This is a genomic window from Pseudomonas sp. 13159349, from assembly GCF_013305685.1.
GTDB classification, from domain to species: domain Bacteria; phylum Pseudomonadota; class Gammaproteobacteria; order Pseudomonadales; family Pseudomonadaceae; genus Aquipseudomonas; species Aquipseudomonas asiatica.
Map to the genome: position 1 here is coordinate 5,484,389 of NZ_CP045553.1, position 19,328 is coordinate 5,503,716.

General features: G+C 64.7%; 21 protein-coding genes. 14 read left to right on the forward strand and 7 right to left on the reverse strand.

Features of this window, described 5'->3' with window-relative positions; translation table 11 throughout:
- Positions 1–10 precede the first annotated feature (10 nt).
- The 4 genes from GEV38_RS25200 to GEV38_RS25215 are packed head-to-tail and all read right to left on the reverse strand — an operon-like array spanning position 11 to position 3,442.
- Positions 11–2,065 carry a methyl-accepting chemotaxis protein gene (locus GEV38_RS25200; RefSeq protein WP_054572179.1) on the reverse strand — a complete coding sequence of 685 codons (2,055 nt, stop codon included), beginning with the start codon at positions 2,063–2,065 and terminating at the stop codon, positions 11–13.
- Between the two features lie 11 nt (positions 2,066–2,076).
- Positions 2,077–2,631, reverse strand: coding sequence for a chemotaxis protein CheW (locus GEV38_RS25205; RefSeq protein WP_003257767.1), 555 nt, complete (start codon positions 2,629–2,631; stop codon positions 2,077–2,079).
- Positions 2,628–2,993 (reverse strand): twitching motility response regulator PilH, encoded by a 366-nt coding sequence (gene pilH / locus GEV38_RS25210; protein ID WP_003257768.1) that lies wholly within the window; start codon positions 2,991–2,993, stop codon positions 2,628–2,630. The genes GEV38_RS25205 and pilH overlap by 4 nt, the downstream gene beginning before the upstream one ends.
- A 47-nt stretch (positions 2,994–3,040) precedes the next feature.
- Positions 3,041–3,442, reverse strand: a complete 402-nt coding sequence (locus GEV38_RS25215) for a PleD family two-component system response regulator (protein WP_003257770.1) — start codon at positions 3,440–3,442, stop codon at positions 3,041–3,043.
- Positions 3,443–3,654: 212 nt separating this feature from the next.
- Here GEV38_RS25215 and gshB point away from each other — a divergent pair, with 212 nt between their 5' ends.
- From gshB to GEV38_RS25285, 14 genes are all read left to right on the forward strand, one after another.
- On the forward strand, positions 3,655–4,608 hold the full coding sequence (gene gshB, locus GEV38_RS25220; RefSeq protein WP_015272080.1) for a glutathione synthase: 954 nt from the start codon (positions 3,655–3,657) through the stop codon (positions 4,606–4,608).
- Positions 4,609–4,699: 91 nt separating this feature from the next.
- Positions 4,700–5,605 carry an energy transducer TonB gene (locus GEV38_RS25225; protein WP_013974528.1) on the forward strand — a complete coding sequence of 302 codons (906 nt, stop codon included), beginning with the start codon at positions 4,700–4,702 and terminating at the stop codon, positions 5,603–5,605.
- Positions 5,606–5,783: 178 nt separating this feature from the next.
- Complete coding sequence (locus GEV38_RS25230) at positions 5,784–6,353, forward strand: YqgE/AlgH family protein (RefSeq protein WP_015272081.1); 570 nt, start codon at positions 5,784–5,786, stop codon at positions 6,351–6,353.
- Positions 6,353–6,790 carry a Holliday junction resolvase RuvX gene (ruvX, locus tag GEV38_RS25235; RefSeq protein ID WP_013974530.1) on the forward strand — a complete coding sequence of 146 codons (438 nt, stop codon included), beginning with the start codon at positions 6,353–6,355 and terminating at the stop codon, positions 6,788–6,790. The genes GEV38_RS25230 and ruvX overlap by 1 nt, the downstream gene beginning before the upstream one ends.
- Positions 6,791–6,839: 49 nt before the next feature.
- Positions 6,840–7,358, forward strand: coding sequence for a bifunctional pyr operon transcriptional regulator/uracil phosphoribosyltransferase PyrR (gene pyrR, locus GEV38_RS25240; RefSeq protein ID WP_015272082.1), 519 nt, complete (start codon positions 6,840–6,842; stop codon positions 7,356–7,358).
- Between the two features lie 12 nt (positions 7,359–7,370).
- Entirely contained in the window at positions 7,371–8,375 is a 1,005-nt protein-coding gene (locus GEV38_RS25245) for an aspartate carbamoyltransferase catalytic subunit (RefSeq protein ID WP_003257774.1), read from the forward strand.
- The gene (locus GEV38_RS25250; RefSeq protein WP_054572180.1) at positions 8,372–9,643 is read left to right on the forward strand and encodes a dihydroorotase; all 1,272 of its coding nucleotides are present in this window, start codon (positions 8,372–8,374) and stop codon (positions 9,641–9,643) included. Before GEV38_RS25245 ends, GEV38_RS25250 begins: the two co-directional genes overlap by 4 nt.
- Before the next feature lie 213 nt (positions 9,644–9,856).
- On the forward strand, positions 9,857–10,387 hold the full coding sequence (hslV, locus tag GEV38_RS25255) for an ATP-dependent protease subunit HslV (protein ID WP_003249309.1): 531 nt from the start codon (positions 9,857–9,859) through the stop codon (positions 10,385–10,387).
- Positions 10,388–10,463: 76 nt separating this feature from the next.
- Positions 10,464–11,807 carry an ATP-dependent protease ATPase subunit HslU gene (hslU, locus tag GEV38_RS25260; RefSeq protein ID WP_015272084.1) on the forward strand — a complete coding sequence of 448 codons (1,344 nt, stop codon included), beginning with the start codon at positions 10,464–10,466 and terminating at the stop codon, positions 11,805–11,807.
- Between the two features lie 171 nt (positions 11,808–11,978).
- Complete coding sequence (locus GEV38_RS25265; RefSeq protein WP_003249306.1) at positions 11,979–12,356, forward strand: gamma-butyrobetaine hydroxylase-like domain-containing protein; 378 nt, start codon at positions 11,979–11,981, stop codon at positions 12,354–12,356.
- A gap of 270 nt (positions 12,357–12,626) precedes the next feature.
- The gene (phaC, locus tag GEV38_RS25270; RefSeq protein ID WP_015272085.1) at positions 12,627–14,306 is read left to right on the forward strand and encodes a class II poly(R)-hydroxyalkanoic acid synthase; all 1,680 of its coding nucleotides are present in this window, start codon (positions 12,627–12,629) and stop codon (positions 14,304–14,306) included.
- Between the two features lie 63 nt (positions 14,307–14,369).
- Positions 14,370–15,221, forward strand: coding sequence for a poly(3-hydroxyalkanoate) depolymerase (gene phaZ, locus GEV38_RS25275; protein WP_015272086.1), 852 nt, complete (start codon positions 14,370–14,372; stop codon positions 15,219–15,221).
- Between the two features lie 52 nt (positions 15,222–15,273).
- Positions 15,274–16,956 carry a class II poly(R)-hydroxyalkanoic acid synthase gene (phaC, locus tag GEV38_RS25280; protein ID WP_054572181.1) on the forward strand — a complete coding sequence of 561 codons (1,683 nt, stop codon included), beginning with the start codon at positions 15,274–15,276 and terminating at the stop codon, positions 16,954–16,956.
- Positions 16,957–16,969: 13 nt separating this feature from the next.
- Positions 16,970–17,584, forward strand: coding sequence for a TetR/AcrR family transcriptional regulator (locus tag GEV38_RS25285; protein ID WP_025340913.1), 615 nt, complete (start codon positions 16,970–16,972; stop codon positions 17,582–17,584).
- Positions 17,585–17,704: 120 nt separating this feature from the next.
- On the opposite strand, the gene GEV38_RS25290 is transcribed toward GEV38_RS25285, so the two are convergent.
- The 3 genes from GEV38_RS25290 to GEV38_RS25300 form a co-directional block, all read right to left on the reverse strand.
- Positions 17,705–18,478: a phasin family protein gene (locus GEV38_RS25290; protein ID WP_054572182.1), complete on the reverse strand. Its 774-nt coding sequence runs from the start codon at positions 18,476–18,478 to the stop codon at positions 17,705–17,707.
- Positions 18,479–18,488: 10 nt separating this feature from the next.
- Positions 18,489–18,908 (reverse strand): phasin family protein, encoded by a 420-nt coding sequence (locus tag GEV38_RS25295; RefSeq protein ID WP_015272090.1) that lies wholly within the window; start codon positions 18,906–18,908, stop codon positions 18,489–18,491.
- A gap of 115 nt (positions 18,909–19,023) precedes the next feature.
- Positions 19,024–19,299, reverse strand: a complete 276-nt coding sequence (locus tag GEV38_RS25300; RefSeq protein ID WP_015272091.1) for a polyhydroxyalkanoic acid system family protein — start codon at positions 19,297–19,299, stop codon at positions 19,024–19,026.
- Positions 19,300–19,328 lie beyond the last annotated feature (29 nt).

The window sequence follows — 19,328 nt, forward strand, 5'->3', positions numbered from 1 at the left end:
GTAGGGCTATTCACTTGGGTTCTGCTGGTGGTGGCAGGGTGAACCCGGACACCGAACGGCGCATCTCGCTGGCCATGCGTGCCAGGTGGCGGATGCTGTCGGCAGTGGCGCCGGAGCCGGCGGAGGTCTGCGCGGTAATCTGCTGGATGACCGCCATGGTGTGGGAGATCTGCCCGGCAGACGAAGTCTGCAGCTGGGCGGCATCGGAGATGCTGTGGATAAGGTCGGCGAGGTTCTGCGAGACGCCTTCGATCTCGGCCAGCGCCACCCCGGCATCCTGGGCAAGGCGGGCACCGCGCACCACCTCGGCGGTAGTCTGCTCCATGGAGATCACCGCCTCGTTGGTGTCGGCCTGGATGGTGCGCACCAGCGCTTCGATCTGCCGGGTGGCCGATGACGAGCGCTCGGCCAGGCGCTGCACTTCGTCGGCGACCACGGCGAACCCACGGCCGGCCTCGCCGGCCAGCGAGGCCTGGATCGCCGCGTTGAGGGCGAGGATGTTGGTCTGGTCGGCAATGTCGTCGATCAGGCTGACGATATCGCCGATTTCCTGGGAGGACTCACCGAGGCGCTTGATCCGTTTGGCGGTGTCCTGGATCTGTTCGCGAATGTTGTCCATGCCGTTGATGGTGTTGTGCACCACCTCGTTGCCCTTGTTGGCGATCGCCACCGAGCGCTCGGCCACCTTGGCCGACTCGTAGGCATGCGCCGAAACCCGGTCGATCGATTCGACCATGTCGCCAACCGCCTCGGAAGCCTCGCTGATCTGCTCGGCCTGGTGCTCCGAGGCCTTGGCCAGCTGGCGTGCGGTGTTCTGTGTGTCCTGCACGGCGGCAGCGACCTGCACGGCACTGTGGTTGATGGTGGCGACCAGGTCGCGCAATTGGTCCACGGAATAGTTGATCGAGTCGGCAATGGCGCCAGTGAAGTCCTCGGTCACCGATACGGTCACGGTCAGGTCGCCGTCAGCCAGCTCTTCGATTTCGTCGAGCAGGCGCATGATCGCCTGCTGGTTGCGTTCGTTCTTTTCCGCCGTCTCACGCAGCTGGCGGTTGGTGGTGCGTACCATGACCAGGCCGATGAGGATGATCGAAGCCAGCGCCAGAAGGCCCAGGACATAGCCGCCGACGGTGTCGAGCGTGCGCCCGTCGGCCATGTTCTCGAAACCGTTGGCCAGGTGCGAGGCCTCGTCGAGCAGGGTTTGCGACAGGCTGAAGATGTTGCCCGCAGCCTCGCGCACGCGGAACAGTTCCGGCGAGGTTTCGAGGATTTCATCCACCGAGCCGGCAACGAACTGGAACAGCTCTGCAATTTCAGCCAGGCGCGCACGGGCATCGGCGTCCTCGACACGGGTCACCTGGATCGCCGCGTTGCCACTGAGCATGCCCTCGAGCACCTGGCCGAAGCGCCCGGCATCGCGGCCGAAGGCATCCGCCGCCTGGGCCGCGGCGTCGTCACCGGCCAGCACAGTGTTGACCGAGCCGAGAATGCGTTCGGCCAGCAGCAACTGGCGCTGGGCCACCGCCACCTGGCTGGCCGGGGCGCCACTCTGCAGCAGGATCTCGACCACTTTCTCGTATTCCACCTGCAACTGCGGCACGGTCTCGGCCAGGGTCGCCGCCACCTGGTGCAGCGACAGCACGGTCTGCTCGCTGGCCAGGATGGTGTCGGTGTTCTTGCGCAGGTTTTCCCAATCGCGGCGTACCGCTTCCATTTCGTCACGCACCATGGGCGGCGCAGGTGGCAGGCCGGTGGACTTGTCACCTTCACGCAGGTAGCCCCAGCGCCGTTCGAAATCGTTGCGCGCGTCCGACAGCAGCTTGAAGGCCAGGGCCTTGCCGGTGGCGGCTTCGGTGGCGTTCTTGGCGATGCGCTGCGACAGCACCCGCAGTTCGCCGGCGTGGCCGATGTACTGCTTGTCGTAGTTGGACTGGGTGTTCAGGTAGGCAAAGTTGGCGAACAGCAGAATGATCGACAGGATCAGGATCAGGAACAGCACGGTGATCTGCGCGATGCTGCGGGTACGTGGGGTCACGGTGGTGACGGGGGTGGCAGGCTTGTTCACGTTCGCAGGTCCTATAACGCCACATCGAGAAAGCCCGGCGCCTGGGCCAGGGCGAAGGGGCTGAAGATCGCCCAGTTGCGTTCACGCGGGAAGTGCCCCTGCACGAAAGGTGCAGCGGCGCGGATCAGGGGCTGTGGCGGCGACAGTTGCAGGCTGTCGAGGGCAAAGTGCTGCAGGCCCAGCACCTCGTCTACCAGCAGGCCGACGAACAGGTCCTCGTGGTCCAGCACCAGCACCCGCCGCTGCTTGCCCGGGGCGGCGTGGCCCAGGCCGAAGAAACTGCTCAGGTCCATCACCGGTAGCAGCCGTCCGCGCAGGTTGGCTACCCCGCACACCCACGGCTGCACGCCGGGGACGCGGCTGCTGCGCGGTTCGCGCAGCACCTCGGCAACCTCGCCCATGGGCGCGACGAACCATTGCCCGGCTATGCGGAAGCCGATGCCGCTCCACTGTTGCAGGCGGTTGTCCTGCGGCGGCTGGTCGGCGACCAGCAGGCGGCAGCGCCGGTCGATGTCCAGCAACAACTCGAAGGCGGTCAGCGACGCGCCCTGCGGGCGGGTGGTCAAGCCCCGAGCACTTCTTTGAGCTTGGCGATCAGCGCGTCCTCTTCCACCGGCTTGGTCAGGAAGTCACGAGCGCCCTGGCGCGTGGCCCAGATACGGTCGGTTTCCTGGTCCTTGGTGGTGACCACGATCACCGGGATGGTGCTGGTTTCCGGGTCCTTGCTGAGCTGACGGGTTGCCTGGAAGCCGTTCATGCCGGGCATCACGATGTCCATCAACACCGCGTCGGGCTTGTCCTGCCGTGCCAGGGCCACGCCATCGGCACCGTTGTTGGCCTTGAGCACCTGGTAGCCGTGCTTTTCCAGCCATTCGGTCAATCGGTACATCTCTGTCGGCGAGTCGTCGACAATCAGAACTCGGGCCATGCTGGTTCCCCATCAGGAAAGAAAGACCGTGCCATGGCGAGGCGCGGTCAGGGTGCGTGTTGTTGGGCTGCGGCAAAACCGGGCACGTGGGCGCGGATCGCGTCGAGCAGTTCTTCCTTGCTGAACGGTTTGGTCAGGAACTGGTCGGAGCCGACCACCCGGCCGCGGGCCTTGTCGAACAGGCCGTCACGTGACGACAGCAGAATGACCGGGGTGTCCTTGAAGGCACTGTTGTGCTTGATCACCGCGCAGGTCTGGTAGCCGTCCAGGCGCGGCATCAACACATCGACGAAGATGATGCTGGGCTGGTGGTCGACGATCTTGGCCAGGGCATCGAAGCCATCGCTGGCGGTGATCACCTCGCAGCCCGCTTCACCGAGCAACATCTGTGCGGTGCGGCGGATCGTGCGCGAGTCGTCGATCACCATCACCTTCAGGGGTTGTTCCATCACTTGGGCTACCGTCGCTGCTTATGCCGAATTCCTGGAGCTGCTGCGCAGCCCCAAAGGCCTGTTGTATAGCGCTATGACTGGCATTTTTAGCACACTCCGGGTGGCCGTTCCATCTGCGGCGCCCCTTGACCGGCGGCGTTCACGGCGCCACCCTGAGCCACTTTTCTTTCGATCCATCGCGGCCACGTGCCGCCAAGAGGAACCACCCCATGAGCGTTCGCCTCGGCATTGTCATGGACCCCATCGCGTCCATCTCCTACAAGAAGGACAGCTCGCTGGCCATGCTGCTGGCCGCACAGGCGCGCGGCTGGAGCCTGTTCTACATGGAACAGCGAGATATGTACCTGGGCGCCGGCCAGGCCCGTGCGCAGATGCGCCCGCTGAAAGTGTTCGCCGACCCGGCCCGCTGGTTCGAGCTGGGCGAGGAGCAGGACAGCGCGCTGGCCGAGCTGGACGTGATCCTGATGCGCAAGGACCCGCCCTTCGACATGGAGTTCGTCTACAGCACCTACCTGCTGGAGCAGGCCGAGCGCGAGGGGGTACTGGTGGTCAACCGCCCGCAGAGCCTGCGCGACTGCAACGAAAAACTGTTCGCCACCCAGTTCCCGCAGTGCATGGCGCCTACCCTGGTCAGCCGCCGTGTCGACATCCTGCGCGAGTTCGCCGACAGCCGTGGTGACGTAATCCTCAAGCCGCTGGACGGCATGGGCGGCGCCTCGGTGTTCCGTCACCGCAAGGACGACCCTAACCTGTCGGTGATCCTCGAGACCCTGACCCAGCACGGCGGCCAGCAGATCATGGCGCAGGCCTACCTGCCCGAGATCAAGGACGGCGACAAACGCATCCTGATGATCGACGGCGAGCCGGTGGACTACTGCCTGGCGCGTATCCCGGCCAGCGGCGAGACCCGTGGCAACCTTGCCGCCGGCGGCCGTGGCGAAGCACGCCCGCTGACCGACCGCGACCGCTGGATCGCCGCCCAGGTCGGCCCGACCCTGCGCGAGAAGGGCCTGACGTTCGTGGGCCTGGACGTGATCGGCGACTACCTCACCGAAATCAACGTCACCAGCCCCACCTGCATCCGCGAGATCGATGCCGCCTACAACACCGATATCGGCGGGCAATTGATGGATGCCATTGATCGCCAGCTGAAGGCGCGCTGACCGCCGACGCACGGCAACAACCCAGAGTGGGGTATGATGCGGGTCCTTTTAGCCTGGCCTGCTGCCCCGCCCTGCGGTTGCTGGAAACCCGATGACGCTGCCCGCTGACATCCCCGCCGACCTGCTGCCCCCCCGTGTTCGCCCGGTGGACCGGCTCGGCTTTACCCTGTTCCTGGCTGCCCTGGTGCACCTGGCGCTGATCCTCGGCGTCGGCTTCAGCGTGGTCAAGCCTGCAGAAATCCGCCACACCATGGACATCACCCTGGCCACCTTCAAGAGCGAGAAACCGCCGGAGAAGGCCGATTTCCAGGCCCAGGACAACCAGCAGGGCAGCGGCACCCTGGACAAGAAAGCGGTGCCCAAGACCACCGAACTGGCACCGTTCCAGGACAGCAAGATCAACAAGATCACCCCGCCACCCGCCGCGAAGCCCGAGGTGGTACCGCCCCCTGTCCCGCAGAAGTCGGCGGTAGTGACCACGGCGCCCAAGCCGCAGAAGGTCGAGCCCAAACCCAGGGAAAGCAAACCGCAGCCCAAGCCGGCAGCCCCGGCACCGGACTTCGACAGCTCGCAGTTGTCCAGCCAGATCGCCAGCCTGGAGGCGGAGCTGTCCAACGAACAGCAGATGTACGCCAAGCGCCCGCGCATCCATCGGCTCAACGCCGCCTCGACCATGCGCGACAAGGGTGCCTGGTACAAGGAGGAGTGGCGCAAGAAGGTCGAGCGGGTGGGCAACCTGAACTACCCCGATGAAGCGCGCCGGCAACAGATCTACGGCAACCTGCGCATGATGGTGTCGATAAACCGCGATGGCTCGCTGTACGAGGTACTGGTGCTGGAGTCGTCCGGGCAACCGGTGCTTGACCAGGCGGCGCAGCGCATCGTGCGGCTGGCGGCGCCGTTTGCGCCGTTTACCGGGGACCTGGCCGAGTTTGACCGGCTGGAGATCATCCGCACCTGGCGCTTTGCCCGTGGGGACCGTTTGTCCAGTAACTGAATCAGGGCCGCTTCGCGCCCCATCGCCGGCAAGCCAGCTCCCACAGGGATAGCATGTGGCTTGAGATCGATGCGATCGGTGTGGGAGCTGGCTTGCCGGCGATGGGCTGCACAGCAGCCCCAAAACAGCCATGCCGAGCACCTTGTCAGCCTCGCCACCTGGCGCCACACTATCCCCCATGAAAACCCTCACGCCGAGCTACCTCAAGCATCAGTTCCTGATCGCCATGCCACACATGGCCGATCCGAACTTCGCCCAGACCCTCACGTACATCGTCGAGCACAACGCCCATGGCGCCATGGGCCTGGTGGTCAACCGGCCGCAGGAGCTGAACCTGGCCGACATCCTCGAGCAGCTGCGCCCGGACGAAATGCCACCGGCCAGCACCTTGCAGGTGCCGATCTACCAAGGTGGCCCGGTACAGACCGACCGTGGCTTCGTACTGCACAGCAGCGAATGCAGTTTCCAGGCCACCGTGGCGCTGGAAGGGCTGTCGCTGACCACCTCGCAGGACATATTGCTTGCCATCGCCGCCGGGGTAGGCCCGAAACAGAGCCTGATCACCCTGGGCTATGCCGGCTGGGAAGCGGGCCAACTGGAAGCGGAGCTTGCCGACAACGCCTGGCTCAACTGCCCGTTCGACCCTGAAATCATCTTCGGCCTGACCAGCGACCTGCGCCTGGAAGCCGCCGCCGCCAGCCTGGGGATCAACCTGAACCTGCTGACCAGCCAGGCGGGCCACGCCTGATGGCCGAACTGCACCCTGAACTGCGTCTGCTGCTGGGCTTCGACTACGGCAGCAAACAGATCGGCGTAGCCGTCGGCCAGGTGGTTACCGGCCAGGCCCGCGAGCTTTGCACCCTGAAGGCACAGAATGGCGTGCCGGACTGGGCCCAGGTGGAAAAGCTGATTGCCGAATGGAAGCCCGACGCCATCGTCGTCGGCCTGCCGCTGAACATGGACGGCACCCCCAGCGAAATGAGCGCCCGCGCAGAAAAGTTCGCCCGCCGCCTGAACGGCCGCTTCAACCTGCCCGTGCACACCCACGACGAACGCCTGACCACCTTCGAGGCCAAGGGCGAGCGCATGGCCCGTGGCGGCCAGCGCGGCAGCTACCGCGACAACCCGGTCGATGCCATCGCCGCCGCCCTGTTACTGCAAGGCTGGCTGGAGGCCAATACCTGATCATCTTTGCCGCCGGCCCCGCCCGGCGCACCCTTCCGAGGAGCCCGCAATGAGCCTACCCAATCCCGCCGACCTGATTCGGCAGATGGCTGTCGACCTTCGTGCCCACCTGGCGCGCCGGGCAATTACCGAACCGCGCTACATCGGTATCCGCACCGGCGGCGTCTGGGTTGCCCAGGCCCTGCAGGAAGCCATGGGCGACACCAGCCCCATGGGCACTCTGGACGTCTCGTTCTATCGCGACGACTTCAGCCAGAACGGCCTGCACCCGCAAGTGCGCCCGTCCGAGCTGCCGTTCGAGGTCGAGGGCCAGCACCTGGTGCTGGTGGATGACGTGCTGATGAGCGGCCGCACGGTACGCGCCGCGCTCAACGAACTGTTCGATTATGGCCGCCCGGCCAGCGTCACTCTGGTCTGCTTGCTGGACCTGGATGCCGGCGAACTGCCAATCCGCCCGAATGTACTCGGCGCCACCCTGTCGCTGCCCCCCCATGAACGGGTAAAATTGACCGGACCCGCACCGCTCGCCCTCGAGCGCCAGGACCTCGCTTCCGCTTCCGCCCTTTAAGAGTCCCCCGCGATGACGCCAATCGACGCCAAGCGCCCGCTGCAGCTCAATGATCAGGGCCAGCTGCGCCACTTCCTCTCGCTCGACGGTTTGCCCCGCGAACTGCTCACCGAGATCCTCGACACCGCCGACTCCTTCCTGGAAGTCGGTGCCCGGGCCGTGAAGAAAGTCCCGTTGCTGCGCGGCAAGACTGTGTGCAACGTGTTCTTCGAGAACTCCACCCGTACCCGTACCACGTTCGAACTGGCGGCCCAACGCCTGTCGGCAGACGTGATCAGCCTGAACGTGTCGACCTCCTCGACCAGCAAGGGCGAAACCCTGTTCGATACCCTGCGCAACCTCGAAGCCATGGCCGCCGACATGTTCGTGGTGCGTCACTCCGATTCCGGGGCCGCGCACTTCATCGCCGAGCACGTGTGCCCGGAAGTTGCCGTGATCAACGGCGGTGACGGCCGCCATGCGCACCCGACCCAGGGCATGCTCGACATGCTCACCATCCGCCGCCACAAGGGCAGCTTCGAGAACCTGTCGGTGGCCATCGTCGGCGACATCCTGCACTCGCGCGTGGCCCGCTCCGACATGCTGGCGCTCAAAGCGCTGGGCTGCCCGGACATCCGCGTGATCGGCCCGAAAACCCTGATCCCGATCGGTATCGAGCAGTACGGCGTGAAGGTCTACACGGACCTCGCCGAAGGCCTGAAGGACGTCGACGTGGTGATCATGCTGCGCCTGCAGCGTGAGCGCATGGCCGGCGGCCTGCTGCCCAGCGAAGGCGAGTTCTACCGCCTGTTCGGCCTGACCACCGCGCGCCTGGCCGGGGCCAAGCCCGACGCCATCGTCATGCACCCGGGCCCGATCAACCGTGGCGTGGAAATCGAGTCGGCGGTGGCCGACGGCAAGCACTCGGTGATCCTCAACCAGGTCACCTACGGCATCGCCGTGCGCATGGCCGTGCTGTCCATGGCCATGAGCGGGCAGAACGCGCAACGTCAATTCGACCAGGAGAACGCCCAGTGACCATCAGTATTCTCGGCGCCCGGGTCATCGACCCGAACAGCGGCCTGGACCAGGTCACCGACCTGCACCTGGACGGCGGCCGCATTGCCGCCATCGGTGCAGCCCCGGCTGGCTTCAGCGCCAGCCGCACGATCCAGGCTGATGGCCTGGTCGCCGCACCCGGCCTGGTCGACCTCGGCGTGTCCCTGCGCGAGCCGGGCTACAGCCGCAAAGGCAACATCGCCAGTGAAACCCACGCCGCCGTCGCCGGCGGTGTCACCAGCCTGTGCTGCCCGCCGCAGACCAAGCCGGTGCTGGACACCTCGGCCGTGGCCGAGCTTATCCTTGACCGCGCCCGCGAGGCCGCCAACAGCAAGGTCTACCCGATCGGCGCCCTGACCAAGGGCCTGGAAGGCGAGCAACTGGCCGAGCTGGTGGCACTGCGCGACACCGGCTGCGTGGCCTTCGGCAATGGTCTGAAGGAAATCCCCAACAACCGTACCTTGGCCCGCGCCCTGGAATACGCCGCCACCTTCGACCTGACCGTGGTGTTCCACTCCCAGGACCGCGACTTGGCCCAGGGTGGCCTGGCCCACGAAGGTGCCATGGCCAGCTTCCTCGGCCTGCCGGGCATTCCGGAAACCGCCGAGACCGTGGCCCTGGCGCGCAACCTGCTGCTGGTGGAACAGACCGGCGTGCGTGCGCACTTCACCCAGATCACCAGCGCCCGTGGCGCGCGGCTGATCGAGCAGGCCCAACAGCTTGGCCTGCCGGTGACCGCCGATGTGGCGCTGTACCAACTGATCCTTACCGACGAGTCGCTGCGTGAGTTCTCCAGCCTGTACCACGTGCAGCCACCGCTGCGCACCGCCGCCGACCGTGACGGCCTGCGTGCGGCGGTGAAGTCGGGGGTGATCCAGGCGATTTCCAGCCACCACCAGCCGCACGAGCGCGACGCCAAGCTGGCCCCGTTCGGCGCCACCGAGCCGGGCATCAGCAGCGTCGAGCTGCTGCTGCCGCTGGCCATGACCCTGGTGCAGGACGGCCTGCTCGACCTGCCAACCTTGCTGGCCCGCCTGAGCAGCGGCCCGGCGGCGGCCCTGCGCCTGCCGGCCGGCGAGCTGAAAGTGGGTGGCGCGGCCGACCTGGTGCTGTTCGACCCGCAAGCCTCGACCGTGGCCGGCGAGCAGTGGTTCTCCCGCGGTGAGAACTGCCCGTTCATCGGCCACTGCCTGCCGGGTGCGGTGCGTTATACTTTGGTCGATGGGCATGTCTGCCACGAGGCCTGAGTAACCCTCACTGGCCTCATCGCCGGCAAGCCAGCTCCCACAGGAAATCACTGCCCTCAATGCCTGTGATATCCGTGTGGGAGCTGGCTTGCCGGCGATGAGGCCAGTACAAGGGAACACCTACCATTCATCCCCCACGGTTGAAATCCTTCCCCCCACCCCCATATGAGTCTGCATCAGGCACTTTCGCCCCGCTGCGTGGAGACTCTCCCCTTGACCACCATCGTTTCTGTCCGCCGTAACGGCAAAGTCGTCATGGGCGGCGACGGCCAGGTATCCCTCGGCAACACCGTGATGAAAGGCAACGCCAAGAAGGTGCGCCGCCTGTACCACGGCCAGGTCATCGCGGGCTTCGCCGGCGCCACCGCCGATGCGTTCACCCTTTTCGAGCGCTTTGAAGGCCAGCTTGAAAAACATCAGGGCCACCTGGTCCGCGCCGCCGTCGAGCTGGCCAAGGAATGGCGTACCGACCGCTCCCTGAGCCGCCTGGAAGCCATGCTGGCCGTGGCCAACAAGGACGCCTCCCTGATCATCACCGGCAACGGCGACGTGGTCGAACCCGAAGACGGCCTGATCGCCATGGGTTCCGGCGGCGCCTACGCCCAGGCCGCTGCACGCGCCCTGCTGAACAAGACCGACCTCTCGGCCCGTGAAATCGCCGAGACCGCCCTGAACATCGCCGGCGACATCTGCGTGTTCACCAACCACAACCTGACCATCGAGGAGCAGGACCTGGCCGACTGATCAGCTGTTCTGGCGCTCCATCCCGGTGATGGGGCTTTTCCACGCTGAATCATTCTGCCCGAGGACCCTATTGATCATGTCCATGACCCCCCGCGAGATCGTCCACGAACTCAACCGCCACATCATCGGCCAGGACGACGCCAAGCGCGCCGTGGCAATCGCCCTGCGCAACCGCTGGCGGCGCATGCAGCTCCCCGCCGAGCTGCGCGCCGAAGTGACCCCGAAGAACATCCTGATGATCGGCCCTACCGGCGTCGGCAAGACCGAAATCGCCCGCCGCCTGGCCAAGCTGGCCAACGCGCCGTTCCTCAAGGTCGAAGCCACCAAGTTCACCGAAGTGGGCTACGTGGGCCGCGACGTCGAGTCGATCATCCGTGACCTGGCCGATGCAGCATTGAAGATGCTGCGTGAGCAAGAGATCATCCGCGTGCGCCACCGCGCCGAAGACGCCGCCGAAGACCGCATCCTCGATGCCCTGCTGCCGCAGGCGCGGGTCAGCAGCTTCGCCGAGGAAGCCGCGCAGACCAGCACCGATTCCAACACCCGCCAGCTGTTCCGCAAGCGCCTGCGCGAAGGCCAGCTGGACGACAAGGAAATCGAGATCGAAGTGGCCGATGCCGTGGGCGTCGAAATTGCCGCGCCGCCCGGCATGGAAGAAATGACCAACCAGCTGCAGAGCCTGTTCGCCAACATGGGCAAAGGTAAGCGCAAGGCGCGCAAGCTGAAGGTTAAAGAGGCGCTGAAGATGGTTCGCGATGAAGAAGCGAGCCGCCTGGTCAACGAGGAAGAACTCAAGGCCAAGGCCCTGGAAGCTGTCGAGCAGCACGGCATCGTGTTCATCGACGAAATCGACAAGGTTGCCAAGCGCGGCAATGTTGGCGGCGCCGACGTGTCCCGTGAAGGCGTGCAGCGCGACCTGCTGCCGCTGATCGAAGGCTGCACTGTCAACACCAAGCTGGGCATGGTCAAGACCGACCACATCCTGTTCATTGCCTCGGGTGCGTTCCACCTGAGCAAGCCGAGCGACCTGGTGCCCGAACTGCAAGGCCGCCTGCCGATCCGTGTGGAGCTCAAGGCCCTGACCCCGGAAGACTTCGAGCGCATCCTGCAGGAGCCGCACGCGTCGCTGACCGAACAGTACCAGGCCCTGCTCAAGACCGAAGGCCTGAATATCGAGTTCCTCGCCGACGGTATCAAGCGCCTGGCCGAGATTGCCTACCAGGTGAACGAGAAGACCGAGAACATCGGTGCCCGCCGCCTGCACACCCTGCTCGAGCGTTTGCTCGAAGAGGTGTCGTTCAGCGCTGGCGACCTGGCCAGCACCCATGACGAAGCGCCGATCCAGATCGACGCGGCGTATGTGAACAGCCACCTGGGTGAGCTGGCGCAGAACGAAGACCTGTCGCGTTACATCCTGTAAGACCGCAGGGGGCCGCCTTGCGGCCCATCGCGACGCAAGGCCGCTCCTACAAGGGAACGCGATCTCCTGTCGGAGCGGCCTTGTGTCGCGATGGGCTGCAAAGCAGCCCCCTTGCACAATCCCCCGAATCTCCTGAAGCTGTGCACCATCAGCTCCCGAGAGATTCCGCCCATGGCCCGCCTGCCCACCGCCATCAACCTGCACAAAGCCTCGAAAACCCTCAGCCTCACCTACGCCCCCGGCGAGGTCTACCACCTGCCCGCCGAATTCCTACGCGTGCACTCCCCCTCCGCCGAGGTCCAGGGCCACGGCAACCCCATCCTGCAGTTCGGCAAGATCAACGTCGGCCTCAGCGGGCTGGAACCTGCCGGGCAATACGCACTGAAACTGACCTTCGACGACGGCCATGACAGCGGCCTGTTCACCTGGGAATACCTCGAGCAGCTGTGCCTGCGCCAGGAACAGCTGTGGGCCGAGTACCTCGACGAACTGCACAAGGCCGGCAAATCCCGCGACCCCGCCGAGTCGGTGGTCAAACTCATGCTCTAGCGCAAGGCCTTCAGGATTTAGAGCGCATTTTCTAAATTCATTTGTTTGAATACCTTACAGACAGCCCAGTGACGGGCTGTCTTGCGCATTACATGAAAGTCGGGTAACCAATGGGGGGGTGGCAAGTTCCCTGCATCAAATTGCAGGTAGCCAGAACCCTCGCAGCACCGCTGTTCCTTATCACTGGTCACCCGAGTAGCAGTACCGGGCTCAGAACTGTGCACCCGCCACAGCAACCGGTACTCGTCTCAGGACAACGGAGCGTCGTAGATGAGTAACAAGAACAACGATGAGCTGCAGCGGCAGGCCTCGGAAAACACCCTGGGGCTGAACCCGGTCATCGGTATCCGTCGCAAGGACCTGTTGAGCTCGGCACGCACCGTGCTGCGCCAGGCCGTGCGCCAACCGCTGCACAGCGCCAAGCATGTGGCCCACTTTGGCCTGGAGCTGAAGAACGTGCTGCTGGGCAAGTCCAGCCTTGCCCCGGAAAGCGACGACCGTCGCTTCAATGACCCGGCATGGAGCAACAACCCACTTTACCGCCGCTACCTGCAAACCTATCTGGCCTGGCGCAAGGAGCTGCAGGACTGGATCGGCAGCAGTGACCTTTCGCCCCAAGACATCAGCCGTGGCCAGTTCGTCATCAACCTGATGACCGAAGCCATGGCGCCGACCAACACCCTGTCCAACCCGGCAGCGGTCAAACGCTTTTTCGAAACAGGCGGCAAGAGCCTGCTCGATGGCCTGTCCAACCTGGCCAAGGACCTGGTCAACAACGGCGGCATGCCCAGCCAGGTGAACATGGACGCCTTCGAGGTGGGCAAGAACCTGGGCACCAGTGAAGGCGCCGTGGTGTACCGCAACGATGTGCTGGAGCTGATCCAGTACAGCCCCATCACCGAGCAGGTGCATGCCCGCCCGCTACTGGTGGTGCCGCCGCAAATCAACAAGTTCTACGTATTCGACCTGAGCCCGGAAAAGAGCCTGGCGCGCTACTGCCTGCGCTCACAGCAGCAGACCTTCATCATCAGCTGGCGCAACCCGACCAAAGCCCAGCGCGAATGGGGCCTGTCCACCTATATCGATGCGCTCAAGGAGGCGGTCGACGCGGTGCTGGCGATAACCGGCAGCAAGGACTTGAACATGCTCGGTGCCTGCTCCGGCGGCATCACCTGCACGGCATTGGTCGGCCACTATGCCGCGCTCGGCGAGAACAAGGTCAATGCCCTGACCCTGCTGGTCAGCGTGCTGGACACCACCATGGACAACCAGGTCGCCCTGTTCGTCGACGAGCAGACCCTGGAGGCCGCCAAGCGCCACTCCTACCAGGCCGGCGTGCTCGAAGGCAGCGAGATGGCCAAGGTGTTCGCCTGGATGCGCCCCAACGACCTGATCTGGAACTACTGGGTCAACAACTACCTGCTCGGCAACGAGCCGCCGGTGTTCGACATCCTGTTCTGGAACAACGACACCACGCGCCTCCCGGCCGCCTTCCATGGCGACCTGATCGAGATGTTCAAGAGCAACCCGCTGACGCGCCCGGACGCCCTGGAAGTGTGCGGCACTCCGATCGATCTGAAACAGGTCAAATGCGACATCTACAGCCTCGCCGGCACCAATGACCATATTACCCCTTGGCAGTCGTGCTACCGCTCGGCGCACCTGTTCGGCGGCAAGATCGAATTCGTGCTGTCCAACAGCGGCCATATCCAGAGCATCCTCAACCCGCCAGGCAACCCCAAGGCGCGCTTCATGACCGGTGCCGATCGCCCGGGTGACCCGGTGGCCTGGCAAGAAAACGCTACCAAGCATGCGGACTCCTGGTGGCTGCACTGGCAAAGCTGGCTGGGCGAACGTGCCGGCGAGCTGAAAAAGGCACCGACCCGCCTGGGCAACCGTGCCTATGCCGCTGGCGAGGCATCCCCGGGCACCTACGTTCACGAGCGTTGAGCTGCAGCGCCGTGGCCCCCTGCGGGGCGCCACGGTGTTCATTTCACCCCATGAGTCACGCGCATGCCGCAACCCTATATCTTCAGGACCGTCGAGCTGGACAACCAGTCCATCCGCACTGCCGTCCGCCCGGGCAAGTCGCATCTGACGCCGCTGCTGATCTTCAACGGCATCGGCGCCAACCTGGAGCTGGTGTTTCCGTTCATCGAGGCGCTGGACCCGGACCTGGAAGTCATCGCCTTCGATGTGCCCGGGGTCGGCGGCTCGTCCACGCCGCGCCACCCTTACCGCTTTCCCGGGTTGGCCAAGCTGACGGCACGCATGCTCGACTACCTCGACTATGGCCAGGTCAATGTCATCGGTGTGTCCTGGGGCGGCGCCCTGGCCCAGCAGTTCGCCCACGACTACCCCGAGCGCTGCAAGAAGCTGGTGCTGGCCGCCACTGCCGCCGGTGCGGTGATGGTGCCGGGCAAGCCCAAGGTGCTGTGGATGATGGCCAGCCCGCGGCGCTACGTGCAGCCGTCGCATGTCATCCGCATTGCGCCGACGATCTATGGCGGCGGCTTCCGGCGTGACCCGGACCTGGCCATGCAGCACGCCGCCAAGGTGCGATCCGGCGGCAAGATGGGCTACTACTGGCAGTTGTTCGCCGGGCTTGGCTGGACCAGCATCCATTGGCTGCACAAGATCCAGCAGCCGACCCTGGTGCTGGCAGGCGACGACGACCCGTTGATCCCGCTGATCAACATGCGCCTGCTGGCCTGGCGAATTCCCAATGCCCAGCTACACATTATCGACGACGGCCATCTGTTCCTGATCACCCGGGCCGAGGCCGTCGCCCCGATCATCATGAAGTTCCTTCAGCAAGAGCGTCAGCGCGCTGTCATGCACCCTCGCCCGGTTTCGGGCGTGTAGGGGCGTGCTTGCCCGCGAAGCGGCGCCATGGTTAGAACGAGGGAGTGTTGCCATGAAAGACAAAACGGCCAAAGGAACGACAACGCTTCCCGCCACCAGCATGAACGTGCAGAACGCCATCCTCGGCCTGCGCGGCCGTGACCTGATTTCCACGCTGCGCAATGTCAGCCGCCAAAGCCTGCGTCATCCGCTGCACACCGCGCATCACCTGTTGGCCCTGGGTGGTCAGCTGGGCAGGGTGATGCTGGGTGACACACCGTTTCAGCCGAACCCACGGGATCCGCGCTTCAGCGACCCGACATGGAGCCAGAACCCGTTCTACCGGCGCGGCCTGCAAGCCTACCTGGCCTGGCAGAAGCAGACCCGCCTGTGGATCGAGGAAAGCCACCTGGACGACGATGACCGGGCCCGTGCGCACTTCCTGTTCAACCTGATCAACGATGCACTGGCGCCGAGCAACTCGCTGCTCAACCCGCTGGCGGTCAAGGAACTGTTCAACAGCGGTGGCCAGAGCCTGGTACGCGGCGTGGCCCACCTGCTCGATGACCTGCGCCACAACGATGGCCTGCCACGCCAGGTCGACGAGCGCGCCTTCGAAGTGGGCGGCAACCTGGCTGCAACCGCCGGCGCCGTGGTGTTTCGCAACGAGCTGCTGGAGCTGATCCAGTACAAGCCGATGAGCGAAAAGCAGCACGCCCGGCCACTGCTGGTAGTGCCGCCACAGATCAACAAGTTCTACATCTTCGACCTCAGCTCGACCAACAGCTTCGTCCAGTACATGCTCAAGAATGGCCTGCAGGTGTTCATGGTGAGCTGGCGCAACCCCGACCCGCGCCACCGCGAATGGGGCCTGTCGAGCTACGTGCAGGCCCTGGAAGAAGCGCTCAACGCTTGCCGCAGCATCAGCGGCAACCGCGACCCCAACCTGATGGGGGCCTGCGCCGGCGGCCTGACCATGGCCGCGCTACAGGGTCACCTGCAGGCCAAGCACCAGCTGCGTCGGGTGCGCAGCGCCACCTACCTGGTCAGCCTTCTGGACAGCAAGTTCGAAAGCCCCGCCAGCCTGTTCGCCGACGAGCAGACCATCGAAGCCGCCAAGCGCCGCTCCTACCAACGAGGCGTGCTGGATGGCGCCGAGGTGGCGCGGATCTTCGCCTGGATGCGGCCCAACGACCTGATCTGGAACTACTGGGTCAACAACTACCTGCTCGGCAAGACACCACCAGCTTTCGACATCCTGTACTGGAACGCCGACAGCACGCGCCTGCCCGCCGCGCTGCATGGCGACCTGCTGGACTTCTTCAAGCTCAACCCGCTGACTCACCCAGCCGGCCTGGAGGTATGCGGCACCCCCATCGACCTGCAGAAGGTCGATCTGGACAGTTTCACCGTGGCCGGCAGCAACGACCACATCACCCCGTGGGATGCGGTGTACCGCTCGGCCTTGCTGCTGGGCGGCGACCGTCGCTTCGTGCTGGCCAACAGCGGGCACATCCAGAGCATCATCAACCCGCCCGGCAACCCCAAGGCCTATTACCTGGCCAACCCCAAGCTGTCCAGCGACCCCCGTGCCTGGTTCCACGACGCCAAGCGCAGCGAAGGCAGCTGGTGGCCGTTGTGGCTGGAGTGGATCACCCCACGCTCCGGCCCGCTCAAGGCACCACGCAGCGAACTGGGCAATGCCACCTACCCACCGCTGGGCCCTGCGCCGGGCACCTACGTGCTGACCCGATGAGCATGCCGACTGGATGAAGACTCGCGACCGTATCCTGGAATGTGCCCTGCAGCTGTTCAACCAGCAGGGCGAACCGAACGTATCCACCCTGGAAATTGCCAACGAACTGGGCATCAGCCCCGGCAACCTCTACTACCACTTCCACGGCAAGGAGCCGTTGGTGCTGGGGCTGTTCGAGCGCTTTGAAGAAGCGCTAATGCCCTTGCTCGACCCGCCACTGGAGGTACGCCTGGATGCCGAGGATTACTGGCTGTTCCTGCACCTGATCGTCGAACGCATGGCGCAGTACCGCTTCCTGTTCCAGGACCTGTCGAACCTGACCGGGCGCCTGCCCAAACTGGCCCGCGGCATGCGCAGCCTGATCAACGCACTCAAGCGTACACTGGCGGCGTTGCTGGCCAGCCTCAAGGGCCAGGGGCTGGTAGAGAGCGAGACCCAGGCGCTGGGGCAACTGGTGGAGCAGATCACCCTGACACTGATGTTCTCGCTGGATTACCAGCGGGTACTGGGGCGCGAGGGGGATGTGGGGATTGTGGTGTACCAGGTGATGATGCTGGTGGCGCCGCATCTGCAGGCCCAGGCGCGGGGGGCGGCGGAGCAGTTGGCGGTGAGGTATCTGGAGGGGTAAGCCTGTTGTTTCGGTGTCGCGGCTTTCGCGGGCATGCCCGCTCCCACAGGTGAAATGCAGTGCTCGAGTGCACACAGGACCTGTGGGAGCGGGCAAGCCCGCGAAGAAGGCGACGCGGTATCAGATCAGGGTACCGGTGCCTGTCGGTGCCGAAGGCGGATTGCTGGCCGGAGCCGCGGTTGGTGCAGGAGCTGCGCTAGCGGTCGGAGCGGCGCTCGCCGCTGGAGCTGCCGGCTTGGCGGCTGCTGGCTTGGCCGGTGCTTTCTTCACTGCCGGCTTCTTCGCCACAGCCGGCTTGGCCGCTGCCGGTTTCGCCGCAGGCTTGGCCGCTGCAGTCTTGGCAGCAGGTTTCGCCGCAGCAGTCTTGGCCGCCGGCTTGGCCGCCGCAGTTTTCGCCGCAGGCTTGGCCGCTGCCGTCTTGGCCAGTGGCTTGGCCGCCGCCTTGCTCGCAGCCGGTTTGGCCGCAGCGCGCGACGAAATCGGGGTAACCGAAGCGCCGGTAAGTTTCTCGATCTGCTTGGTCAGGCTGTCCACCTGCTGGTGCAGGGCCTTGATCTCGTTGCGGCTCGGCACGCCAAGGCGCGAGATGGCGCTGTTCAGGCGCTTGTCGAAGGCCTCTTCGAGTTCGCTCCACTTGCCCAGCGCACGGTCCTTCACGCCCGACACACGCGAAGTGGTCGACGACTTGGCAGTTTCAGCAACATCTTCGGCGGTCTTCTTCGCCTGCTTCTCGGCCTTCTCGCCATCCTTCACCAGCGAGTCGAACAGCTTCGGGCCGTCCTGGTCGATCTTCGAATAGATACCAAGCCCCGCCAGCCAGATCTTGCGGGAGTACTTCTCGATCCCGCCGACCCAGGAGCTGCCTTCTTTCTCGGAATTCTTCTTGCCAGCCATCCTGCTCTCCTTATGGTTTGTGCGCGACGCGCTCGAGCAGCTCGTGCAGCTGTTCAAGCTTGATGGACAACGCCTCAACGTCATGTTTAGACGGAATGCCAAGGCGATTCAAGGCGCGACCTACCCGCGCGTCGAAAGCTTTTTCGATCTTGTCCAGTTGAACTTCGACCTTGCCGCGTACGCGACTGACTTCCTGGGTCGCTTCTTCGATCTGATTGTTGGCAGCATCGAGCTCCTTGTCGATGCGCTTCTTGCCACGCTTCTCGACGCCTTCGCCGGCCTTGACCAGCTCATTGAAGTAGTCGGAGCCTTCCTGGCCCACACGCGCATAGGCGCCGATGCCCGCCAGCCAGATCTTGCGCGCGTAGCCGCGCACCTCGCCCAGCGTGCCCGGGGCGTCGTCCTTTTTCTTCACAGTCACTTTGGCCATGCTCTGTACCTCATGCTCATGAGTGGAGGATAAACCGCCCATGGAGGTTGGGCTTGAGCACAAGGTAGAGAGGGAAATTAGAATCTTCACCCTAAGGTGAACGAGCATGGCAGGGTCAGGCCAGGGCTTTGTCCAGCGCCCGCTCGATCTCGCCCTTGATGGTGCCGCTCATCATCGACAGCATCATGCCCAGCTTCAATTCGACGCGGATGCGGTCATCGAAGATGTGCACGCTGCCGTTGGCACCGCTGCGCGCCACGTCGACCCTGTCGCCGTTCCAGGTGGCCTTGAGGTCGTATTCGCGGGTCAGTTTGTCGACCAGCGCTTCAGCCTTGGCACGGGCGGCATCGCGGCCGAGGGAATGTTTGCGTTCGACGCTGATCTGGGTCATGCGGGTGTTCCTGAAGATGAAGACATAAT